We start from the raw sequence: 21632 nt of genomic DNA on the forward strand, positions 1-21632 counted from the left end.
TCCCGCCGATCGGCGCGATCGACGGGACGGAATCGGGTCTTCGAAGGGGGAGGGTCAGGGCGCCCAGGTGCCCGGGGCGGCCTCGCCGTCGGCGACCGGAACCGAGGTGACCCGGTAAGCGCGGTTCACCGCCGAGACGACTGCACGCAGGCTGGCGGTGGTGATCGACGACGCGATGCCGACACCCCAGACCGTCTCGCCGTTGACCTCGGTCTCGACGTACGCCGCGGCGCTGGCGTCGCCGCCGGCGGTCAGCGCGTGCTCGCTGTAGTCGAGGACCCGGACCTCGTAGCCGACGGCGCCGAGCGCGTCGACGAAAGCCGCCAGCGGACCGTTGCCGGAGCCGGAGATCTCCCGCTCGTTGCCCTCGACCTTCACCACGGCGGTGATGTGGTCGTCGCCGCCGTCGACCTCGGCCGCGTCCACCTTCTGCCGGATGCGCTCGAGCGGCCAGATCGGGTGCAGGTAGTTCTCCGCGAAGACGTCCCACATCTCCTTGGGATTGACCTCGCCGCCCTCGCCGTCGGTGATCTTCTGGATCTCCCGGCTGAACTCGATCTGCAGACGACGCGGCAGGTTCATGCCGTGGTCGGCCTTCATGATGTACGCGACGCCGCCCTTGCCGGACTGGCTGTTGACGCGGATGACCGCTTCGTAGTTGCGGCCGACGTCCTTGGGGTCGATCGGCAGATACGGGACGGCCCAGGTGATGTCGTCGACGTCGGAGTCGGCGTTGTCCGCGTCGACCTTCATCTGGTCGAGGCCCTTGTTGATCGCGTCCTGGTGGCTACCCGAGAACGCGGTGTAGACCAGGTCGCCGCCGTAGGGATGACGCTCGGGGACGTTGAGCTGGTTGCAGTACTCGACCGTCCGGCGGATCTCGTCGATGTCGGAGAAGCTGATCTGCGGGTCGACGCCGCGGCTGAACATGTTCATGCCGAGGGTGACCAGACAGACGTTGCCGGTGCGCTCGCCGTTGCCGAACAGGCATCCCTCGATGCGGTCGGCGCCCGCCTGGTAGCCCAGTTCGGCTGCGGCGACGGCGGTTCCGCGGTCGTTGTGGGGGTGCAGGCTGAGGATGACCGAGTCGCGCCGGGCGAGATTGCGGTGCATCCACTCGATCGAGTCGGCGTAGACGTTGGGAGTGGCCATCTCGACGGTGGCCGGCAGGTTGAGGATCATCGGGCGCTCCGGGGTGGGGGCGATGATCTCGGTGACCGCGTCGCACACCTCCTTGGCGAAGCTCAGCTCGGTGCCCGTGTAGGACTCCGGCGAGTACTCGTACCGCCAGTTGGTGTCCGGGTAGTTCTGTTGTACCTCGAGGACCTTGTGTGCGGCGTCGGTCGCGATCTTGGTGATCGCCGCCTTGTCCGCGCGGAACACGACGCGACGCTGCAGGACCGACGTCGAGTTGTAGAAATGGACGATCACGTTGGCCGCCCCGCGGCAGGCGTCGAAGGTGCGCTCGATCAATTCCTCACGGCACTGGGTCAGCACCTGGATCGTGACGTCGTCAGGGATGGCGCCGTCTTCGATGATCTCGCGGACGAAGTCGTAATCGGTCTGGCTGGCCGACGGGAAGCCGACCTCGATCTCCTTGTAGCCCATCCGTACGAGGAGGTCGAACATGCGGCGCTTGCGGGCCGGGCTCATGGGGTCGATGAGTGCCTGGTTGCCGTCGCGGAGGTCGACCGCGCACCACATCGGGGCGGTGGTGATGACCTTGTCGGGCCAGGTGCGGTCGGGAACCGCCACCTTCTCGACCTCGTCGGCGAACTGGCGATAACGATGAACCGGCATCGCGGAGCTGCGTTGCGGGTTCCATGAGGGTTGTCCGGCGGGAATCGGGCCCGCCGGCTCGACGATTCGGCTGGCGCCGGAAGTGAAGCTGTCTGCTGGTGCCATGGTGGTCATTCTCCGTGTGTGGAAGGAAAGTGACCGGCGCGTGATGAGGCCCCGCGACGGAGGGCCGGTCGGTTCAGACCCCGCCGCGGCAACCGAGGAGGAGTGCGCGCTGCATGCGCTTGACTGTACTCCCCGGCGACGAGGTGGCCAAAGCTGCAGGTGAGGCCGGGTCATGACGTCCCCCTCTTCGGGGGGTGCCGCCTCACCGGCACGAGCTCCAGACTATGACATGCCTCTCACCGCGCAGCCGGAGTGACCCAAATCATCCGAGCGGCGGACGGGGCCACCCGGACCGATGATGCCCGGGATCTCGAGCCGCCACCCCGACGCGGCCGTCTGCAGAAAGGGCGAACGCCAGTGACGACCATCCCCGCCGAACCGCCGGTGACCGAACCGCCGGAGGGCAAACGCACGAGCCTTCGACGCGTGGCCGCCGCGAGTTCCATCGGCACGACGATCGAGTTCTACGACTTCTTCATCTACGGCACCGCCGCCGCCCTGGTGTTCCCGACGGTGTTCTTCCCGGCCGCCGACGAGGTCACCGGGACCATCGCGTCCTTTGCCACCTTCGCCGTGGCCTTTTTCGCGCGGCCGGTCGGAGCGATGCTCTTCGGTCACTTCGGCGACCGGATCGGCCGTAAACGCACCCTGGTGTGGACCCTGCTCATCATGGGACTGGCGACGGTCGCGATCGGTCTTCTCCCCGGTTACGAGACCGGCGTGTTCGGCTTCGCCGAATCCGGGATCGGCATCGCGGCGCCCATCCTCCTCGTCTGCCTGCGGTTCCTGCAGGGCTTCGCCGTCGGCGGCGAATGGGCGGGCGCAACGCTTCTCACCGCCGAGTACGCCCCACCGGGCAAGCGGGGGCTGTACGCGATGTTCCCGCAACTCGGCCCGGCCTTCGCGTTCTTCCTGTCGAGCCTGACGTTCCTCATCGCGAGTTTGACGCTCGGCGAGACCAGTTCGGCGTTCCTCGACTACGGCTGGCGCATCCCGTTCATCCTGTCCTTCGCGCTCGTCGCCGTCGGGTTGTGGGTCCGGCTCGCGGTCGCGGAGACGCCGGTGTTCCGAGAAGCGCAGCAGCGCGGGACAATCGGCGGTCCCGAGGTCGACGGTCCGGCACTGCCGTTCCTCGACGCCTTCCACCACCAGTGGCGCGAGATCCTCATCGCCGGCGGCGCGCTGGCGAGCCTGTTCTCGCTGTTCTACATGGGCACGGCGTTCCTCACGAACTACGGCACCAAGTCACTGGAACTGTCGCGGACCTTCGTGCTGACCGCGGGAATGGGCGCGGCCGTGGTGTTCGGACTGTCGACCGCGGCGTCGGCGGTGTGGTCGGACCGCGTGGGTCGTCGCCGGGTCATCCTCACCTCGTGCAGCGTCGCGATCCCCTGGGCGCTGGTGCTGTTCCCGATCCTCGAGATCGGCGGCGGCTTCGCGTTCGTGGTCGGACTCTTCGGGACGCTGCAGATCTTCGGCATCGCCTACGGTCCGGCCGGTGCGCTTCTGCCCGAACTGTTCGAGGCGCGGTACCGCTACACCGGTGCGGGGATGGGTTACAACCTGGCCGGCATCCTCGGTGGGGCGATCCCGCCGCTGATCGCCGCCCCGCTGATCGCGGGTCCCGGTGCGATCTGGGTGGGTGTCCTGCTCGCCGGTCTGTCGGCACTCAGCGTCGTGTGCACGATCAAGATCGTCGAGACCAAGGACAAGACGATGCGGGCGTCGGTCTCCGACGACGAGCAGGTGCTGGTCGCGTAAGCGACCGTCCCGCAACCGCATACAAGAACTCCGCCCCGGGCCTGTCGGCTCGGGGCGGAGTTGTTGCCACCGTCCGCAAGCTACGGGCGCTCCTCAGCTCAGGGAGCGGGGGTGGAAGGGGTGTAGCGCAACCAGTCGACCGTCATGGTTGCCGGGCTCGGAGTCGTCGACGACGGGGGCCCGGGCCAGATGCCGCCGACCGCGACGTTGAGCAGCGCGTACATCGGCTTGTCGAAGACCCACCGTTCGTCGCCGGTGAGCGAGGAGCGGTTGATCGTGTAGACCGCGCTCCCGTCGATGGTGAAACGGATCTGCGACGACGACTTGGTCACCGCGTAGACGTGGAAGTCGCCCGGATCGATGCCGGTGAGGTCGTGGCCCCGCTCCCAGCGGCCGGCGAGCGGTCCCGGCAGCGGCAGTCCGGGGAGGAGATCGGCGAGCGAGAGATCGAGTGATCCCATCGCGGTGCCCAGCGCCGTCGGGCCGTGCACGCCCACGTGGACCCAGTCGGAGGTGTTGATCGTCTCGGCGATGTCGACCTCGCCGGCCGCCGGGTACCCGACGGAGTCGATGTCGCTCCCCAGCAGCCAGAACGCCGGGTGCAACCCGCGACCCTGCGGCAGGGAGATGCGCGCGGAGATCGTCCCGTAGGTGAACTCGAAGCTGTCCTTGGTGGTGAGCCGGGCCGACGTCCAGCCGCCGGTCGCCGCGCGGCGCGCCTCGATGAGCAGGTTGCCGTTGCCGTCGAGCCGCGAGTTCAGCCGATCGGCGGTGTAGTTCTGCACCTCGTTGTTGCCCCAGCCGCCGGCGCCGGTCTCGTGCTGCAGCGCCGACGGGAGAGTGCCGGCGGCGCCGTCGAATCCGAGGCTGAACGGCTCGTCGGCGTGGGCGGCCGCCGGCACGGACAGTGCTGCCGCGGCTGTCAGTGCGGTGACGGCGGCGACGGGCGCGAGGTGCGCTCCCAGTCGGCGGAGGAGTCCTCGAGGTTGAGGTGTGACAGTCATGGAGAACAAGTACCACACGTCACTTCTGTCTCATATGCCTCGTTCGTCACATTCGCCGGTCAGGCGCCTGTGGAGTCCGGGAACGCGGGACGTCCCCAGCGGCCCGCGAACGCGACCTCGGACAGCGGGAGCCGGGTGCGGGATTTCTCGTCGCGGGCGCGGATCTCCTCGGGAAGGGACGCCGGGTCGGCGAGCGCGCCGACTCCGAGCAGCACCAGCGGTCGTTTGTCGGCGGGGATCCCGAAGATGTCGCGGGCTGCCTCGGCGTCGAAACCGGCCATCGGATGGGCATTGAAGCCGAGGGCCTCGGACTGCAGGATCATCTGCGCCACCGCCAGTCCACAGTCGACGGCCCCGTACGTGTGGGCCTTCGCGTCGTCGGGGTCATCGGTGGTGCAGACCAGGATCAGGGCTGCCGAGCGCGGCGCCCACCCCGAGTTCCCCCGGGTCAGGACGCCGGCGAGGGCGTCGAACGTCGGGTCGCCGCGCAGTCCCGCGATGAAGCGCACCGGCTGCACCCGGCCCCAGGTGGGAGCCCAGCGCCCGGCGTCGACGATCGTGGTGACGTCGCCGAGCGAGATGGTCGCGGACGGATCGTAGCCGCGGGCGCTACGGCGGCCCGAGATGAGTTCGTGCATCCGCCCGAGGGTAATGGCGTGGCGACCGCCGGGCTCGCCGTCAGGAGTCGGCGCGTGCGACGCCCACGGGACCGGTCGCCGGGAGCGAAGCAAGCGGCACCGGATCAGCACCGTCCGGCAGTTGCACCTCGGCGACCTCGGCCTGCGGATCGGTGGGCTCGTCGCGCATCACGAACAGCAGGACCGTGCCGAGTGCGAGGAGCGCCAGACCGCTCGCCAGCGACGCCGCGTGCATGCCGTCGACGAAGGCCTGCTTCGCAGCGGTGGCCAACCCCTCTCCGGCCGAACCCATGTCGGTCGCCCGGTGCAGGGTCTCGCCCAGGGTGTCGCCGAACGACCAACCCCGGTCGCCGTCTCGGAACACGAGGGTGGCCAGCGATCCGAGAAGGGCCAGGCCCATCGCGGTCCCGAGCTCGAAGCTCGTCTCCGAGATACCCGACGCGGCGCCCGACCGCTCCGGCGGAACCGAGCCGACGACCACGACCGACACCAGGCTGAACTGGATGCCGTAGCCGACGCCCGCGATCGTCGTGCACAGCACGTACACCCAGACCGGGGTCGAGGTGCCGAGGGTCAGCATGCCGAGATTGCCTGCGGCGGCCAGGCCGACAGAACCGACGAAGGCCAGCCGGGTGCCCAGGAACGCGGCGACCCGGGTCGCGCCGATGGAGAACACCGCCACCGCGACGGCCATCGGCAGGCCGGCGATGGCCGCGGCCAGGACGTCGTGGCCCATGACCGACTGGAGGTAGACGCCGGTCAGGTACGACATGCCGCCGAGGGCCATCATGCCGATCAGCGCAACGGCGACCGCTCCGCTGAACTGCGCGTTGCCGAACAGCTTGAGGTCCAGGAGCGGTGACGTGACCCGGCGCTGGTGCAGCAGGAATGTGACGAGCAGCGCGGCACCCACCACTCCGGCGACCACCACGCCGGTCGTGGCGCCTTCGCTCGCGACCGTCTTGACGGCATAGACGAGCGGGAGGATTCCGGCCATCGAGAGCACGACGCCGACGACATCGAACGGGTCGTTCGTCGCGGCCCGGTACTCGGGGATCAGGCGCGGCCCGAAGACGAACAGTGCGGCGAGCACCGGGACGTTGATGAGGAAGACCACGCCCCACCAGAAGTGGTGCAGCAGAACGCCTCCGATGACCGGGCCGACCGCACTGCCGCCGGCGAACGCCGCGGTCCACACACCGATCGCGCGCCCGCGCTCGCGGGCGTCGGGGAACATGTTGGCGATGAGCGACAGGCTCGAGGGCAGCAGGGTGGCACCGCCGATGCCCATGAGGGCGCGCGCCGCGATCAGGATCTCGGGCGAGGGTGCGAAGGCGGCGATGACCGAGGCGATGCCGAACAGGGCGGCGCCGGCGAGGAGGATGCGTCGCCGGCCGACGCGGTCGCCGACATTGCCCATCGTGATGAGCAGCCCGGCGATCAGGAAGCCGTAGATGTCGAGAATCCACAGCTGCTGGGCCGCGGACGGCGCGAGGGCATCGGTGATCGACGGGATGGCGAGGTACAGCACCGAGACGTCCATCGAGACCAGGAACACCGGCAGGGTCAGCACGGCCAGTCCCAGCCACGTCCGCCGGTCGGCGGTACCCGAGGTGGTCGGGCGGAGCCGGTTCGACGGGCCGAGCTGGGCGGACATCATTCCTCCTTCGCGGCAGACGGCAGCTACCTACGCGTACGGTGTACGCGGGTCAGCGTACGGGGATGAGTACGCTGTACGCAATCGGATTATTCCCGCCCTGAGCAGGAGGAACGAGAACGTGACGGCCGACACCTCGAAACTGTCGACGGCGACGATCGTCGATGCCGCCATCGCCGTGGCCGACGATGCCGGGATCGGCTCGCTGTCGATGCGGCGGGTCGCCGAGAAGCTCGGGGTCGGGGCCATGTCGCTGTATCGCCACGTCGAGGACAAGGACGCGCTGCTGCAGGCGATGTCGACCGAGGTCGGCCGGCGGTTTCCGTACCCCGTCGACACCGCGCCCGAGTGGCGGACCCGGGTCGGGATCGCCGTCGACGTCGACTGGGACCTCTACACCCGGCATCCGTGGGTGGTCCTGGCCTACTCGTCGCCCCGGCACAGTTACGGCGAGGATTCGCTGGCGTGCCTCGACTGGCTGGCGGCCGGATTCCTCGAGCTCGGCGTCGGCATCGAACGCGCCACCGACATGGCGCTGTCGGTCTGGAGCTTCGTCCACGGCGTCGCCCTTGTCGCAGTGAGCGATCAGTTGCTCCACGACGACGCCCTGCTGCCGTCCGCGGGACTGGCCGAGGTGATCTCGGGGGAGTCAGAGGTCGAAGTCCCGTCGCATCTCGCCCGCCTCGCCGGCCGTCGCGATGCCGGCCGGCTGCTCGATCCCCGGGCGCGCCTCGACGCCGGAATCGACTACCTCTGCCTGGGATTCGCGGCGTCGGCGGTGTGACAACCTTCGGCTCCCTGAGAGGCGAGCGAAAAGGGTTTTTCTGCTCCCTGAGGTGCGAGCGTAGCGGGTCGTTTCCTGCTCCCTGAGGTGCGAGCGTAGCGGGTCGTCTCCTGCTCCCTGAGGTGCGAGCGTAGCGAGCCTCGAAGGGTCTCGCACGGCATCTCACCAGGCCCTTCGAGGCTCGTCGCTATCGCTCCTCGCACCTCAGGGAGCAGAGGGTCCGCTCGTCGCGCTTGGGGGCAGAGGGGGTCCGCTCGTCGCGCTTGGGGGTAGAGGGGTCGCGCTCCTCAGAGAGCAGGGGAACGTGGCTCCTTGGGGAACGGGGGTGCGCGACTCTCACATGGCGTGGGGGAACACGGTCAGCATGTGCGCGCCGAACCACGAGCTGCCGACCACGATCGGCACGACGATCAGTCCCGCGACCACCGGCCGCATCCGGGCGAGCGCCATCGCCAGCGGGATCAGCAGGACGAAGGCGGGCAGCAGCAACCGGGGCCGGCTCATCATCAGTCCGCTCGACAGCACGATCTGCGCGACCAGCAGCGAACCGTAGAGCAGGACCGGCCACGGCACCCGTGACCAGACGGCGACGCCCAGCATCACCAGCGTGCTCAGCACGATCCACGACGTGGCCACGGGGGCGATCTCGGCCGAATGGACGAGCATTTCGTTGATGAACTCGAAAGCGGCCACGCCCCAGTCGAACTGGGTGTCCCAGCCCTCGGTCTGGATGCGGAACCACCCGGTCGGCGACCCGGTGTGCGCCCACACCACGCAGAGATAGGCGAGGTAACCGAGCGGGCTGATGACGATGGCGACGACCGCGCGAACGCGTGCCGCTCTCGGGACGTCGGTGCCGCGCGCCTGCCACAGGAACACGAGGGCCGCGAGCATCACGACCCCGATCAGGACCGCCGCCGTCGGCCGGCACAGCCCGCAGAGCCCCGCGACGACGCCGGCGAGGAGCCAGCGCTTCTCGAGGACCCCCACCAGCGCCCACACCGCGAGCGCGCAGAACAGCGCCTCGGTGTAGGCCATGTTCAGCACGATCGACATCGGCGTCGCCGCGAAGAGCACCACCAGGAACAGTCCGGTTCCGCGTTCGGGTGCCGGGCCGATCGGGGACCGTCGTGCCATGAGTCGGGCGCACACCATTCCGAGACGTGCCGCACCGACCGCCGCCACGCATCCCAGGACCAGGTTCACCGTGATCGCCGCACCGAAGGGACTCAGGCCCGGCAGCTTCGCGATCAAGCCCACCAGGTACGGGTAACCGGGAAAGAAGGCGTACGCGGTGTCGACGGTGTGCAGACCCCGGGCGTCGGTGAGCGTGTAGGGCACGCCGTCGTAGCCGTGGGTCGCGATCGCGATCATCCACTGCCCGTCCCAGACCGCCAGGGAGTCGCCCAGCGTGGTGCCGCGGAGATCGGCGAACCGCGCCAGGACGAGGATGCCGATGGCGCGGATGACGAGAAAAACGAGCAGCGCGTCGAGCCACCAGCGATGACCACGGACCGCGGCGGGAGACGAACCGAGCGGACCGAAATAACCGCGGGTCATCGACGCCAGTCGACGACCGTACCCGTTCGTACCGACGGGACCGGTTCCGGTGTCACCGACGTCGGTTGGGGAGGCCACGCGAGCGATCCTAGGGCGGATCACCTCGGTCCGGTCCCGTCGGGTGGGGCGGAGACCAGGTCAGAGCGGTCGCGGCGGTCCCGGTAAGGTTGTCCCGGCAAGTTGACGTCTATCGACCGGCACACTGGCCGGCGGGAGGTAACTCGACGTGGCCCTCGTGGTGCAGAAGTACGGCGGATCCTCGGTCGCAACGGCCGAACGCATCCGTCGCGTCGCCGAGCGGATCGTCGAGACCAAGAAGCAGGGCAACGACGTCGTCGTGGTCGTGTCCGCGATGGGCGACACCACCGATGAGCTGCTCGACCTCGCCCAGCAGGTCAACCCGGCGCCGCCGGCCCGTGAGATGGACATGCTGCTGACCTCGGGTGAGCGGATCTCGAACTCGCTCGTCGCGATGGCGATCAGCTCGATGGGCGCGCAGGCGCAGTCGTTCACCGGCTCGCAGGCCGGTGTCATCACGACGAGCAGCCACGGCAAGGCCAAGATCATCGACGTCACGCCCGGGCGCGTTCGCAGCGCACTCGACGAGGGCAAGATCGTGCTGGTCGCCGGTTTCCAGGGCGTCTCGCAGGACACCAAGGACGTGACCACACTGGGACGCGGCGGCTCCGACACCACCGCGGTCGCGCTGGCGGCCGCGCTCGAGGCCGACGTCTGCGAGATCTACACCGACGTCGACGGCGTCTACTCGGCCGATCCGCGGATCGTGCCCGACGCCCGCCGTCTCGACACCGTCTGCTTCGAGGAGATGCTCGAGCTGGCTGCCTGTGGCGCCAAGGTGCTGATGCTGCGGTGCGTCGAATACGCGCGCCGATACAACGTTCCCGTTCACGTGCGCTCGTCGTACTCGACCAAACCCGGCACCATTGTGACCGGATCGATGGAGGACATCCCCGTGGAAGAAGCCATTCTCACCGGCGTCGCACATGACCGCAGCGAGGCCAAGATCACCGTCGTCGGCCTCGATGACAAGCCCGGTTACGCCGCGCGGGTGTTCCGCGCCGTGGCCGACGCCGAGATCAACATCGACATGGTGTTGCAGAACGTCTCGAAGGTCGACACCGGCAAGACCGACATCACCTTCACCCTGCCGCGCGAGCTCGGGCCGCTCGGCGTCGAGAAGCTCACCAAGCTGCAGACCGAGATCGGGTTCACCGATCTGCTCTACGACGATCACATCGGCAAGGTGTCGCTCGTGGGCGCGGGCATGAAGTCGCACCCCGGTGTCACGGCCACCTTCTGTGAGGCCCTCAGCGAGGCCGGCGTGAACATCGAGCTGATCTCCACCTCGGAGATCCGGATCTCGGTGCTGTGCCGGGACACCGAACTCGACGACGCGGTGCGCGCTCTGCACGCCGCCTTCGATCTCGGCGGCGAAGAAGAAGCCGTCGTCTACGCCGGAACGGGGCGATAGCAGTGGGCGTACGCATCGGAGTCGTGGGCGCGACCGGTCAGGTCGGCGCCGTCATGCGAACCCTGTTGGCGGAGCGCAACTTCCCGGCCGACGAGGTGCGCTTCTTCGCGTCCTCGCGCTCGGCGGGCAAGAAGCTGCCGTGGGGCGACGGCGAGATCGTCGTCGAGGACACGGCCACCGCCGACCCGTCCGGACTCGACATCGCGCTGTTCTCGGCGGGTGCCACCATGTCGCGCGAACAGGCGCCGCGGTTCGCCGAGGCCGGCGTGACCGTCATCGACAACTCGTCGGCGTGGCGCAAGGATCCCGATGTGCCGCTGGTGGTCTCGGAGGTCAACGGTGAGCTGGCGAAGAACCCGCCCAAGGGCATCATCGCCAACCCGAACTGCACCACGATGGCCGCCATGCCGGTCCTCAAGCCGCTCCACGATGAGGCGGGCCTGCAGCGACTGATCATCTCGAGCTACCAGGCGGTCTCGGGTAGCGGTCTGGCCGGTGTCGACGAATTGGCCACCCAGGTGCGTGCGGTTGCCGGCGACGCGGAGAAGCTCGTGCACGACGGTTCCGCCGTGGACTTCCCCGCCCCGAACAAATACGTCGCGCCCATCGCGTTCAACGTCGTGGCGCTCGCGGGTTCGCTCGTCGACGACGGTTCGGGTGAGACCGACGAGGACCAGAAGCTGCGCAACGAGTCGCGCAAGATCCTCGGGCTGCCCGAACTCCTCGTGAGCGGAACCTGCGTACGCGTGCCGGTGTTCACCGGCCACTCGCTGTCGATCAACGCGGAGTTCGCGAACCCGCTGTCGGCGGCACGTGCACAGGAGATCCTCGGTGGCGCAGCGGGTGTGGAGCTCGCGGACGTGCCGACGCCACTGGCCGCCGCCGGCAAGGATGCCTCGCTGGTCGGCCGGATCCGGCAGGACCCGGGTGTTCCGGACGGCCGCGGTCTCGCGCTGTTCGTCTCAGGGGACAACCTCCGGAAGGGCGCTGCCCTCAACACGATTCAGATCGCCGAGCTGCTCGTCTAGAGCACCTCGGGCGGGGCCTTCGTGGCTCGCTGCGCTCGCACCTCAGGCAGCAGAGAGGACTCCTCGGAGACGGCCGCCGCCGCCTCGGTGATGATCGCGCGCATCGACGCCTCCGCGACCTCCGGGTCGTGGAGGCGTATTGCTCTGGCGACGTCGTCGTGCAGTGCGATGGCCACCGGATTCGGTGTCGCGGGCATCATTCCGTGGTGGGTGCGGCCGGCGAGGACCTCGTTCACCACCCCGGTGAGCGACCGGAACATCTCGTTGCCGCTGGCCTCCAAGAGCGTTCGATGAAAGACCTTGTCGGCCAGCAGGTACGACTCGAGGTCGCCGTTGCGCCCGTGTACCGACATGTCCGACACGGCTGCCGCCAGGATGCGGCACTGGTGCTCGTTCGCGCGCTCGGCGGCGAGGGCCGCCGCCACCGGCTCGAAGCCGCGTCGTAGCTCCGAGAGGGTGGCGAGGAACTCGGCGCGGTCGGCGCCGTCGAGGCGCCAGCGGATCAGCCGGGCGTCGAACACGCTCCATCGGGTCCGCGGCTGGATCGTGATGCCGACGCGGCGCCGGGATTCGACGAGGCCCATCGACTCGAGAACCCGGATCACCTCGCGGGATACCGTCCGCGACACCCCGTGGTCGGCGCTGATGGCGTCGAGGGTCAGCACGCTGCCGGCCGGCTGCGCTCCCGAGACGATGCGTCGGCCGATCGCCGCGAGGATCTCGTCGTGCCGCTCGCCTGTGCTCCGTGTGCCCTGACTCACCGTTTCATCTTCTCATTCATCGAGGTACGGACAAATGTGCGTACTTAATGGTCGCGAGGGCTTGCAAAAGTATGACTATTGAGGCAGCCTACGTGATCAGCAGCACAGCGTGGTGAGGAGTGAACATGCGATCGCCGATCGTCGTCATGGGGGTGTCGGGGTCCGGGAAGTCGACCGTCGGGGCGGCGTTGGCACAGCGCCTGCGGGTGCCGTTCGCCGACGCCGACGACTTCCACCCCGCCGAGAACATCGCCAAGATGTCGGCGGGAGAACCGCTCGACGACGACGACCGCCGACCCTGGCTCGAGTCGATCGGCGTCTGGCTCGCCGAACACGCCGACGGCGGTGTCATGAGCTGCTCCGCGCTCAAACGGCATTACCGCGACCATCTTCGTGATCACGCACCGACGACGCTGTTCGCGCATCTGGCCGGGTCGGTCGAGGTCATCTCGCGACGGCAGGCATCACGCCCGGGGCATTTCATGCCACCTGCCCTGCTCGCCTCGCAGTTCGAGACCCTAGAGCAGCTGACTCCCGACGAACGCGGCCTGACCGTCGACGTGGACCAGAGCGTGGACGCCATCATCGATGAACTGGTCGAGGCCCTCTCGCGCGGTTCCGATCTCGACGCCGAGGAGAACTGATGTCGCCGACCACCACCACGATCCTCGCCGCGAGTACAGATCTGCCGCAGCCGGTCGCGCCCGGCTGGCAACTCATCGTCGCGGCGCTGGCGGGTATCGCCGTCATCGTCGTGGCGATCACGATCGCCAAGGTCCATCCCTTCCTCGCGTTGGTGGGCGGCGGCGCGACCGTCGGCATCGTCGCGGGTGAGTCGATCCCGACGGTCCTCGAGTCGTTCACCGCCGGGTTCGGCACCACCGCAGCGGGAGTCGGCATCCTGATCGCACTCGGCGCCATGTTCGCCAAGCTGCTGGCCGACTCCGGTGGTGCCGACGAGATCGTGGACACGATCGTCGGTCACGCCTCACCGCGGATGCTGCCGTGGGCGATGGCGCTCGTCGGCGCGATCATCGGTCTGCCGATGTTCTTCGAGATCGGTCTCGTGCTGTTGATGCCGGTGATCTACCTCGTGGCCCGACGCTCGGGTCTCGGCCTGATCCCGATCGGCATTCCCGCACTGGCCGGGTTGTCGGCGATGCACGGGTTCGTCCCGCCGCATCCCGGCCCACTTGTGGCGATCGACGCCCTCGGCGCGGATCTCGGCATGACACTCGGACTCGGTGTGCTGGTTGCCATCCCGACCATCATCGTGTCCGGGCCGCTCTTCGGCGTGCTCGCCGGGCGATGGGTGACGGTCGAGGCCCCGACAACCTTCGACGTCGATCCGTCCGACGGCCCGACCACCAAGCGACCGTCCTTCGCGATCACCATGTTCAGCGTTCTGCTGCCCGTCGTGCTGATGCTCGGCAAGGCACTCGCCGAGATCTTCATCGCCGACGAGGACCAGCCCGTGCGCAAGGTCCTCGACATCCTCGGCACGCCCCTCATCGCGCTGCTCATCGCGGTGATCGTCGCGATGTTCACCCTCGGCCGCGGTTCCGGCATGGACCGCGAGACCATCTCGAAGTGCACGGGCGCGGCACTCCCCGCGATCGCGGGCATCCTGCTGATCGTCTCCGCGGGTGGCGGATTCAAGGAGGTCCTCGTCGACACCGGGATCGGCACCCTGCTCGCCGACTGGGCGACCGGCGCGAACGTCTCGGTGCTCCTGCTGGCCTGGACGCTCGCGGCGCTGATCCGCCTGGCGACCGGATCGGCGACCGTTGCCACGATCACCGCGTCGTCGCTGATCCTGGGTCTGGTCGACGGGATGGGTTCGGGAGAACTCTCGCTGGTCGTCCTGGCGATCGGTGCCGGGTCGGTGTTCCTGTCCCACGTCAACGACGCCGGTTTCTGGCTGGTGAAGGAGTACTTCGGCATGACCGTCGGACAGACCTTCAAGACCTGGTCGATGATGGAGACGGTCCTCTCGGTGACCGGATTGATCGTGGTACTCGCACTCGGCTTGGTCATCTGAGCCGGCCCCCTGTGCGGTAGCTTGACCACTCATGACACGGAGGATGCGGTTCCGGGCGGCGGTGGTCACCGGGGTTCTGGCGTTGGCGGCGACGCTCGCGTACCCCGCAGCGGCACAACCCGATTCGCCGAGCACCGGACTCGGACCGAGCGACACCTCGCTCATGCACGGCGACCTCGCCTCCACGGACTCCACGGCGCATCGAGGCCCCGGCCGCGGGGCTCGACTGGCCGGCTCCTCGATCCCGGGCGGCGCCTGCGCGGCAACGTTCGTGGGACGCGACGGGATGCCCGTCGCGTTGTGCACGCAATTCGTCGGATCGTCGCCACCGGCATTCGCGGCGCCGTCGGTCGTCCTCTTCGATCCCCGGACCGCGCAACCACTGGCGTCGACGCAGCTGACGAAGGGCGGACTGCTCGGCGGCGTGTACGGCTATCTCGACGACCGCGACCGGGTGGTCGTCGCCGACGGGTCCGGGTCGATTCTCCGTGTCGCGCATGCGAAGACGACCAGCGGCTGGCGGGTGTTCGTCGACGATCGGGTCGACGTCGACCACGCGATACCGGCGGGTGACGCCATCACCGGCCTGGCGCCCGACTTCGACGGCCGCGTGTGGTTCGCGACGACGCGCGGGGTGGTCGGGACAGTCGACCGGCATGACGCCGCGCGGGCCACCCGGCTGCCGGCGGGAGAGGAACTGGGCAACGGATTGTCCATCCGGCGTTCGGGGGCGTCGATTCTGACGACGCACGCGCTGTACGAGATGCGCGCCGAACCGGGGAGCGCACCGCGAGTCGTCTGGCGCCGTGCCTATGACCGGGGGCCGGCACGCAAACCCGGCCAGCTCACCTGGGGCTCGGGGACGACGCCGACGTACTTCGGTCCCGGTGGCGATGGTTGGGTCGCCATCGTCGACAACGCGGAACCGCCAGATCTCCGCGTGCTGCGCAGCGATGACGGCTCCGATGTCTGCCGCATGCGGGCCTTTTCGACGTCCGGGCCGGGCACCGAGAACTCGCCGATGGCCTGGGGCAACTCGCTGGTCATCCCCAGTACGTACGGCTATCAGTACCCGCCGATGGCGCTGCGGGGTCCGTCGGCCCCGGCCGACGCCCCGTTCGTCGGCGGCGCCACCCGCATCGATGTCGGCGAAAGCGGTTGCCGTCGCGTGTGGGAGAACGGCGACCGGATCGCGACGCTCCCCAAGTTGTCTCGCGCGGACGGTCTGATCCACGCGCTCGGATATGGTCCGATCCAGCCGAACCTTCCACAGCAGATCGGTGAAGTCGACTATGTGGCAACCGACTTCGCGACCGGCCGGCGGGTCGCGACGGTGCCGGTCGGGACGGCGCCGTTCGACGAACCACTCGAGCTGACCGGGACGATCACGGCCGACGGAACGCTGTGGCAGGCAACTCTCAGCCGCGTGCTCAAGGTGACGCCGGGCCGCTAGGCCGTCGATCGGCGACACCCCTGTGGCCCTCTGCGAGGCGTCGCGCGCCCGGAAGCGACACCAGTCACCTACCTCAAGTTACTGTGCGGTAGGTTACACAGCCATGAACTGGAAGTCGGGGAGAACCATGACCCATCGCAGGACATCGAGACGGACGCTCGGAATCGCCGCGCTGGTGGCAGCGTGCGTCGCGTCGCTGGCCCCCGCAGCGGTCGGTACTGCAGCGGCGGCGGATTTCTACACCCCGCCGGCCCGGTTCGCGTCCGAGCCGGGATCGGTAATCCGCAGTCAGCCGAGTCCGCTGCTGCTCCAGATCCCCGGCATGGCGGGTCAGTGGCCGGGGACCGCCCGCAAGGTCATGTACACCTCGCGTTACCAGGACGGAAAACCCGCCGCGGTCACCGGAACCGTCATCGAACCCACCGCGCCATGGCGCGGCAAGGGACCGCGACCGACCGTCGTCGTCGGCTCCGGGACCATCGGTCAGGGCGACCAGTGTGCGCCATCGAAGCTGATGACCATTCCGTTCGCGGTGGATCTGATGAAGCCGGGCATCTCGGTGAACTACACCGCCCCGGAGATGTACTACATGCTGGTCAACGGCGTACGGGTGTTCCTCACCGACTACATCGGGATGGGCACGCCCGGTGTCCACACCTACGTCAACCGCGCGGAGACCGGTCAGGCGATGCTCGACGGCGCCCGGGCCGCACTCGCGATCTCGGGCGCCCCGAAGGACGCCCCCGTAGGTTTCGCCGGTTACTCGCAGGGCGGCGGCGCAGCCGCGTCGGCCGCCGAACTCGCCGAGACCTACGCACCGGAACTGGACGTGCGCGCGACCTACGCCGGCGCGCCCCCGGCCGACCTCGAGAAGGTCATCCCCGCGATCGACGGCACCACCATCGCGGGGGCGATCGGCTTCGCTGTCAACGGGCTGACCGAGCGGTATCCGAACGTCGCCGACGTGGTGCGACGAGAGACCAACCCCACCGGCAAAGCCGCGCTGAAACAGCTCTCGACCAGCTGCATCGGGGACATCATCCCGGCCTTCGGTTTCCGCCGCGTCGAGACATGGACCCGAACCGGCGAGACACTGTCGTCCCTCATCGCACGATCCCCCGGACTGCAAGAGGCTGTCCGCCAGCAGCGGATCGGTCGCCTGAAGCCGAACGCGCCTGTCTTCGTCGAAGGCGGACTGCACGACGACGTGATCCCGTACGGCCAGGTCGCGCAACTCGTGGCGGACTGGCGCGCCCAGGGCGCCGACGTCACCTTCGTCACCGACCCCACCCCGCCCATCTTGACGAAGTCGATCGTGAACCATGTCGTCCCCATGCTCGGCACATTCGTCCCCGGGATGGAGTTCGTCCTCGCCGAGTTCCGGAAGTGAGCCGCTCGCGGCCGAACCTCCTCGACGCTGGAGGCCCGCCGGGGTGAGTGGCAGGATCGGGACATGACGGATCCGAAGGACCCGGCCGGGGGCGCGTCCGGCGATTCTGCCGCGGATGACCCCGATCGCGTCCCGAGCCAGGCCGAGCTGGACGCCGAGGATCTGGCGGCCATCGAGCGGTCCTCGCGCGATCGGGACCAGTCCGCGCTCTATCCGACGCGGCCGGGCGATGCGGGACCGCCGCCGGAGGCGCTGGCGGTGCACGCACGCATCGTGTGGTGGGGCGCGGCCGTGATCGGTCTCGTGCTGACGATCTACGGCTTCTTCAACCTCGGCACCATCACCGACGATCTGCGCAACCGACTGCTCGAAGGCGTGGTCTCGGACCCGGCGAACTCTGCACCCGAGAGTGAGGTCGAGACCCTCGCCGGCTTCTTCCCGCCGTTCATGCTGGTGATGATCGTCGTCGTGCTCGCCATCGAGTACGCGTGCCTGGTGACCGCTGCGTCGCAACACAGCCGCCATCTCCGCAACTTCTTCCTGGCCGCCGTCGTCGTGCATCTGCTGTGTATCCCCGTCGGCGTCGACCTGCTGTTCCGATACCCGGACGTGTCGTCCGTCATGGTCGTCCTGAGCTACCTCCAGTTCGGTCTCCTGGTGGTCGCCGCCCTCTGCACCCTCCGGCGACCGGTCAACCAGTGGCTGCCGGAGTCGACCCGGATGAAGCCCACGCGGATGATGCGGGGACGGTGAACCGGACTCCGACACCGGTGTCGTGACCATCACGTCGCCGTGGCCGGTGTCGTCGGAATGTTCCGCGAGCGGGTCGGGTTGAACCGACCGTTGGCCCGAACCCGCACTGAGCATCCAGGAGGATTTCGAATGGCAATCGAACCGGTGTACACCATCTCGTCGAAGGCGTCCGGCGGCGGACGCGACGGCGAAGTCGTCTCGGCGAGCGGCCAGATCGATCTGGACCTCCGGCCGCCGAAGGAACTGGGTGGCAGCGGTGAGGGGACCAATCCCGAGGAATTGTTCTCGGCGGGTTATGCGGCCTGCTTCCTGAGCGCGCTGCGCGCCACCGCCAAGCAGGCCGACACCCCGGTGCCCGACGGGGCGACCGTGGACGTGGCCGTCGGGATCGGAAAAGACCCGGCGGACAACGGGTTCGGTCTCACCGTCGCCATCGAGGTCTCGCTGCCCGGCCTCGACGAGGCCAAGGCCAAGGAACTCGCCGACCTCGCCTACACATTCTGTCCGTACTCGAAGGCGACCAAGGGCAACATCGACTCGTCGGTCACCGTACGCGTCTGATCGTTGAGCCGTGCGGGGTGTCGGTGTCGGCGCCCTTCGTGGCTCGTCGCTATCGCTCCTCGCACCTCAGGGAGCAGAGGTAATCCATAGGACAAGAAGGGAGTTCTTGATCATGACCAACCCGATCACCAGCACGCTCACCGACGAGCAGCAGTCCGTCGCCGGAAAGGCGTTGCAGGACACCCTCGTCGACCTCATCGACCTGACGCTCATCGCGAAGCAGGCGCACTGGAACGTCGTCGGCAAGCAGTTCCGGTCGGTGCATCTCGACCTCGATGAACTGGTCACGGTGTCCAGGGAGTTCACCGACGCGGCCGCCGAGCGGGCCACCGCGATCGGCGTGAGCCCGGACGGCCGTGCCGAGACCGTCGCAAAGACCGCCCACACCAAGGGGTTCGGTGAGGGCTGGACCAAGGACAGCGACGTCGTCGAGTCGATCGTCGACAATCTCAAGGCAGTGGTCGCGGGTCTCCGCGAGCGAATCGGGGTCACCGAGGAGGCCGATCCGGTCACTCAGGACCTGCTGATCTCGTTCGCGTCGAAACTCGAGCAGCTGCACTGGATGTGGCAGGCGCAGATCGCGTGAGCGAGTACGCCTGACCCTCTCACAGCAACGAACCCCCGTCGACTCGCGACGGGGGTTCGTTGTGTCCGGGGGCCTGATCAGTCGACGGACCGAGCAGATCCGGGGATGCCGGGATCGGAGGTGCCGGGATCGACGGCGTCGACGGCGGGATCGGCGTCATCGTCGGCATAGGAGTCGCTGAAGGAGACCCGAGGCGTGGTCGCCGAGTGGTAGAGCGCGATGCCGACGTACACGAGGGCGGCCACCGCGAACACCGCGGACACGAGGATCGCCGCGATGTGTGCGACGGTCGCGAACACCCCGTCGAGCGGTCCGGTCGCGAGCGCTCCCGCACCGGCCAGCGCCGCGCCGAGCAGAGCCCACGCGGCACTCCGTATCCACGGGGCCACCACCGAGACGTAGAACAGCCGTTGGTAGATGGTCAGCGAGAACTCGTCGACCGCGGCCAGCCGGACCTCGTCGCCGCCGGCGAGGTCACGCAGTTCGCGCGCCAGCTGGGTCTGACGCTGCAGACTCGTCGATTCCCGTTCGCGGTACCGCACGAACCCGATGACGCCGAGCGCCGTCGCCACGAGCCCCAACCCGACCATCACACCCCAGTAATCCACGACGTTCACGCTACAACTAGAACCTGTTGCAGTCGTGAAGCGGGTCACACGCCCTGGGCGGCGGTCGGCAGATCCCGGTGGACGCGACCCGGACGACCGAGGGAACGTGGCGCAGATTGATCACCGATCCATCGGCGGAACCGCCGACGGGCTGGAAGAATTCTCCCTCGGAGGACTTCGTTTTCGGCGGCGTTCACCCGCGGGTTCCGACCGGGCCCGGACACACGGACCTCTGCCTGTGGCGGGGCCGCATCGACGTGAAGGAGCACTCCGTGTCGACACTTCTGTCCACTCCGCCCACCGCTGTCGAACTCGCCGCGTGCCCGACGCCGACGGAGCGGGCCGACCCGCTGCGCATCCTGGAAGCGCAGGCGCAGACCCGGGTCGCCGATCTCGTCCCGGTCCGGCACGCGCGGATGTCGGCGACGCCGTTCACCTTCTATCGTGGTGCGGCCGCGGTGATGTCCGACGACCTGTCGAGAACGCCGGACACCGGGATCATCACCCAGCTGTGCGGCGACGCGCACCTGAGCAATCTGGGCCTCTTCTTCAGCCCGGAGCGTCGAATGGTGTTCGACCTGAACGACTTCGACGAGACGCACATCGGACCGTTCGAGTGGGACGTCAAGCGTCTCGCCGCGAGCTTCGCGATCGCGGGGCGTAACAACGGATTCGACGACGCGACCAACCGCAAGGTCGCCAAGACCGTTGCCAAGGCGTACCGGCGGGCGGTCGTGCGCAGTGCGTCGAAGACGACTCTGGAGAACTGGTACGCCGGGATCGACGTCGACCATTTCCTGGCGGAGTTCGGACCCAAGCTGGACACCTCGATGAGCGAGCGGACGCAGAAGGCGCTGAAGAAGGCGCGGCACCGCGACAGTGCGCAGGCTCTCGCGAAGCTCTGTGTGATCGGCGCCGACGGCTCCGCGCACATCCGCAGCGACCCGCCGCTGCTGGTACCCCTGCACGAGCGGTTCCCGGCCGAGACCGCCGAGATCGTGGCCGAACGGGTCCGCGAGCGGGTCAGCGCCTACCGCGACACCGTGCCCTTGCACGTGCAGGCGCTCCTCGACCAGTTCGCGATCGTCGACATCGCGTTCAAGGTGGTCGGCGTCGGCAGCGTCGGCACGCGGGCGTGGATCATCCTGCTCACCGGCAAGGAGCTGGGTGATCCGTTGTTCTTGCAGGTCAAAGAAGCGCAGCGGTCGGTGCTCGCCGACCATGTGCCGGCATCGGGCTTCGACAACCAAGGGCAGCGGGTGGTCGAGGGACAACGCCTGCTCCAGGCGACGAGCGACCTCTTCCTCGGCTGGTCGACCGGGATTGACGAGAACGGTGAGCGACGCGACTTCTACGTGCGGCAGCTCCGCGACGGAAAGGGCTCGGTCGTCGTCGAGGCCCTGGGCGCGGAGGGGATGAAGTTGTACGCACAGCTGTGCGGGCTGGTTCTCGGTCAGGCACATGCCCGGACCGCGAGCCGGTTCCGGATCGCCGAGTACCTCGGGACCACCAAGGGTTTCAGTGACGCAATCGCCGAGTTCTCGCTCGCGTACGCGGATCTCAACGACTCCGACCACACCCGGATGATGGAGGCCATCGGTCGAGGCGAGCTCGAGGTGTACGACCTGGCGGCCGAGGGTAAGAGTTGAG

General features: G+C 68.4%; 19 protein-coding genes. 12 read left to right on the plus strand and 7 right to left on the minus strand.

The window, feature by feature from the left end:
- Positions 1 to 54: 54 nt before the first annotated feature.
- Positions 55 to 1905 carry a 2-isopropylmalate synthase gene (gene leuA / locus JW364_RS01110; protein ID WP_068972287.1) on the minus strand — a complete coding sequence of 617 codons (1851 nt, stop codon included), beginning with the start codon at positions 1903 to 1905 and terminating at the stop codon, positions 55 to 57.
- A 357-nt stretch (positions 1906 to 2262) separates the two neighbouring features.
- On the opposite strand from leuA, the gene JW364_RS01115 reads away from it, so the two are divergent.
- Positions 2263 to 3666: an MFS transporter gene (locus JW364_RS01115; RefSeq protein ID WP_205333164.1), complete on the plus strand. Its 1404-nt coding sequence runs from the start codon at positions 2263 to 2265 to the stop codon at positions 3664 to 3666.
- A gap of 98 nt (positions 3667 to 3764) precedes the next feature.
- On the opposite strand, the gene JW364_RS01120 is transcribed toward JW364_RS01115, so the two are convergent.
- Genes JW364_RS01120 through JW364_RS01130 form a run of 3 tightly spaced genes read right to left on the minus strand, consistent with a single transcriptional unit; the run spans position 3765 to position 6965 of the window.
- Positions 3765 to 4670 carry a glycoside hydrolase family 16 protein gene (locus JW364_RS01120; protein ID WP_205333165.1) on the minus strand — a complete coding sequence of 302 codons (906 nt, stop codon included), beginning with the start codon at positions 4668 to 4670 and terminating at the stop codon, positions 3765 to 3767.
- A gap of 59 nt (positions 4671 to 4729) precedes the next feature.
- The gene (locus tag JW364_RS01125; RefSeq protein WP_205333166.1) at positions 4730 to 5308 is read right to left on the minus strand and encodes a nitroreductase family protein; all 579 of its coding nucleotides are present in this window, start codon (positions 5306 to 5308) and stop codon (positions 4730 to 4732) included.
- Positions 5309 to 5348: 40 nt separating this feature from the next.
- Complete coding sequence (locus tag JW364_RS01130; protein WP_205333202.1) at positions 5349 to 6965, minus strand: MFS transporter; 1617 nt, start codon at positions 6963 to 6965, stop codon at positions 5349 to 5351.
- A 121-nt stretch (positions 6966 to 7086) separates the two neighbouring features.
- On the opposite strand from JW364_RS01130, the gene JW364_RS01135 reads away from it, so the two are divergent.
- Positions 7087 to 7749, plus strand: a complete 663-nt coding sequence (locus JW364_RS01135; protein WP_058251062.1) for a TetR/AcrR family transcriptional regulator — start codon at positions 7087 to 7089, stop codon at positions 7747 to 7749.
- A 336-nt stretch (positions 7750 to 8085) separates the two neighbouring features.
- On the opposite strand, the gene JW364_RS01140 is transcribed toward JW364_RS01135, so the two are convergent.
- A complete protein-coding gene (locus tag JW364_RS01140; protein WP_068969849.1) occupies positions 8086 to 9387 on the minus strand; it encodes a mannosyltransferase family protein in 1302 nt (433 codons plus the stop codon).
- A 148-nt stretch (positions 9388 to 9535) separates the two neighbouring features.
- On the opposite strand from JW364_RS01140, the gene JW364_RS01145 reads away from it, so the two are divergent.
- Both JW364_RS01145 and JW364_RS01150 read left to right on the plus strand, forming a co-directional pair.
- On the plus strand, positions 9536 to 10801 hold the full coding sequence (locus JW364_RS01145; protein WP_065630659.1) for an aspartate kinase: 1266 nt from the start codon (positions 9536 to 9538) through the stop codon (positions 10799 to 10801).
- A 2-nt stretch (positions 10802 to 10803) separates the two neighbouring features.
- Positions 10804 to 11829 carry an aspartate-semialdehyde dehydrogenase gene (locus tag JW364_RS01150; RefSeq protein WP_065630660.1) on the plus strand — a complete coding sequence of 342 codons (1026 nt, stop codon included), beginning with the start codon at positions 10804 to 10806 and terminating at the stop codon, positions 11827 to 11829.
- On the opposite strand, the gene JW364_RS01155 is transcribed toward JW364_RS01150, so the two are convergent.
- Positions 11826 to 12590 carry a FadR/GntR family transcriptional regulator gene (locus tag JW364_RS01155; RefSeq protein WP_068969848.1) on the minus strand — a complete coding sequence of 255 codons (765 nt, stop codon included), beginning with the start codon at positions 12588 to 12590 and terminating at the stop codon, positions 11826 to 11828. The two genes, JW364_RS01150 and JW364_RS01155, sit on opposite strands and share 4 nt — an antisense overlap.
- A 125-nt stretch (positions 12591 to 12715) precedes the next feature.
- Between JW364_RS01155 and JW364_RS01160 the strand changes: the two genes are divergently transcribed.
- From JW364_RS01160 to JW364_RS01190, 7 genes are all read left to right on the plus strand, one after another.
- Complete coding sequence (locus JW364_RS01160) at positions 12716 to 13234, plus strand: gluconokinase (protein ID WP_205333167.1); 519 nt, start codon at positions 12716 to 12718, stop codon at positions 13232 to 13234.
- Positions 13234 to 14631: a GntP family permease gene (locus JW364_RS01165; protein ID WP_058251067.1), complete on the plus strand. Its 1398-nt coding sequence runs from the start codon at positions 13234 to 13236 to the stop codon at positions 14629 to 14631. The genes JW364_RS01160 and JW364_RS01165 overlap by 1 nt, the downstream gene beginning before the upstream one ends.
- Before the next feature lie 31 nt (positions 14632 to 14662).
- The gene (locus JW364_RS01170; RefSeq protein ID WP_205333168.1) at positions 14663 to 16084 is read left to right on the plus strand and encodes a hypothetical protein; all 1422 of its coding nucleotides are present in this window, start codon (positions 14663 to 14665) and stop codon (positions 16082 to 16084) included.
- 127 nt (positions 16085 to 16211) lie between these two features.
- Positions 16212 to 17474 (plus strand): lipase family protein, encoded by a 1263-nt coding sequence (locus JW364_RS01175; protein WP_205333169.1) that lies wholly within the window; start codon positions 16212 to 16214, stop codon positions 17472 to 17474.
- Between the two features lie 63 nt (positions 17475 to 17537).
- Complete coding sequence (locus JW364_RS01180; RefSeq protein ID WP_058251070.1) at positions 17538 to 18227, plus strand: hypothetical protein; 690 nt, start codon at positions 17538 to 17540, stop codon at positions 18225 to 18227.
- Positions 18228 to 18356: 129 nt separating this feature from the next.
- Entirely contained in the window at positions 18357 to 18788 is a 432-nt protein-coding gene (locus tag JW364_RS01185) for an organic hydroperoxide resistance protein (protein ID WP_065630665.1), read from the plus strand.
- A 112-nt stretch (positions 18789 to 18900) separates the two neighbouring features.
- Positions 18901 to 19374 carry a Dps family protein gene (locus JW364_RS01190; RefSeq protein WP_065630666.1) on the plus strand — a complete coding sequence of 158 codons (474 nt, stop codon included), beginning with the start codon at positions 18901 to 18903 and terminating at the stop codon, positions 19372 to 19374.
- Positions 19375 to 19451: 77 nt separating this feature from the next.
- On the opposite strand, the gene JW364_RS01195 is transcribed toward JW364_RS01190, so the two are convergent.
- Positions 19452 to 19991 carry a hypothetical protein gene (locus JW364_RS01195; RefSeq protein ID WP_254661235.1) on the minus strand — a complete coding sequence of 180 codons (540 nt, stop codon included), beginning with the start codon at positions 19989 to 19991 and terminating at the stop codon, positions 19452 to 19454.
- A gap of 263 nt (positions 19992 to 20254) precedes the next feature.
- Between JW364_RS01195 and JW364_RS01200 the strand changes: the two genes are divergently transcribed.
- Entirely contained in the window at positions 20255 to 21631 is a 1377-nt protein-coding gene (locus JW364_RS01200; protein WP_065630694.1) for a DUF2252 domain-containing protein, read from the plus strand.
- The last annotated feature ends 1 nt before the right edge of the window (position 21632 follow it).

This window comes from Gordonia sp. BP-119, assembly GCF_016924115.1.
Taxonomy (GTDB): domain Bacteria; phylum Actinomycetota; class Actinomycetes; order Mycobacteriales; family Mycobacteriaceae; genus Gordonia; species Gordonia hongkongensis.

Bases quoted from the DNA above. Each gene is read 5' to 3' on its own strand.
- JW364_RS01170 (WP_205333168.1), top strand. From the start codon at position 14,663: ATGACACGGAGGATGCGGTTCCGGGCGGCGGTGGTCACCGGGGTTCTG.
- JW364_RS01190 (WP_065630666.1), top strand. From the start codon at position 18,901: ATGACCAACCCGATCACCAGCACGCTCACCGACGAGCAGCAGTCCGTC.
- JW364_RS01120 (WP_205333165.1), bottom strand. From the start codon at position 4,670: ATGACTGTCACACCTCAACCTCGAGGACTCCTCCGCCGACTGGGAGCG.
- JW364_RS01165 (WP_058251067.1), top strand. From the start codon at position 13,234: ATGTCGCCGACCACCACCACGATCCTCGCCGCGAGTACAGATCTGCCG.
- JW364_RS01180 (WP_058251070.1), top strand. From the start codon at position 17,538: ATGACGGATCCGAAGGACCCGGCCGGGGGCGCGTCCGGCGATTCTGCC.
- JW364_RS01130 (WP_205333202.1), bottom strand. From the start codon at position 6,965: ATGTCCGCCCAGCTCGGCCCGTCGAACCGGCTCCGCCCGACCACCTCG.
- JW364_RS01125 (WP_205333166.1), bottom strand. From the start codon at position 5,308: ATGCACGAACTCATCTCGGGCCGCCGTAGCGCCCGCGGCTACGATCCG.
- JW364_RS01160 (WP_205333167.1), top strand. From the start codon at position 12,716: ATGCGATCGCCGATCGTCGTCATGGGGGTGTCGGGGTCCGGGAAGTCG.
- JW364_RS01175 (WP_205333169.1), top strand. From the start codon at position 16,212: ATGACCCATCGCAGGACATCGAGACGGACGCTCGGAATCGCCGCGCTG.
- JW364_RS01185 (WP_065630665.1), top strand. From the start codon at position 18,357: ATGGCAATCGAACCGGTGTACACCATCTCGTCGAAGGCGTCCGGCGGC.
- leuA (WP_068972287.1), bottom strand. From the start codon at position 1,905: ATGGCACCAGCAGACAGCTTCACTTCCGGCGCCAGCCGAATCGTCGAG.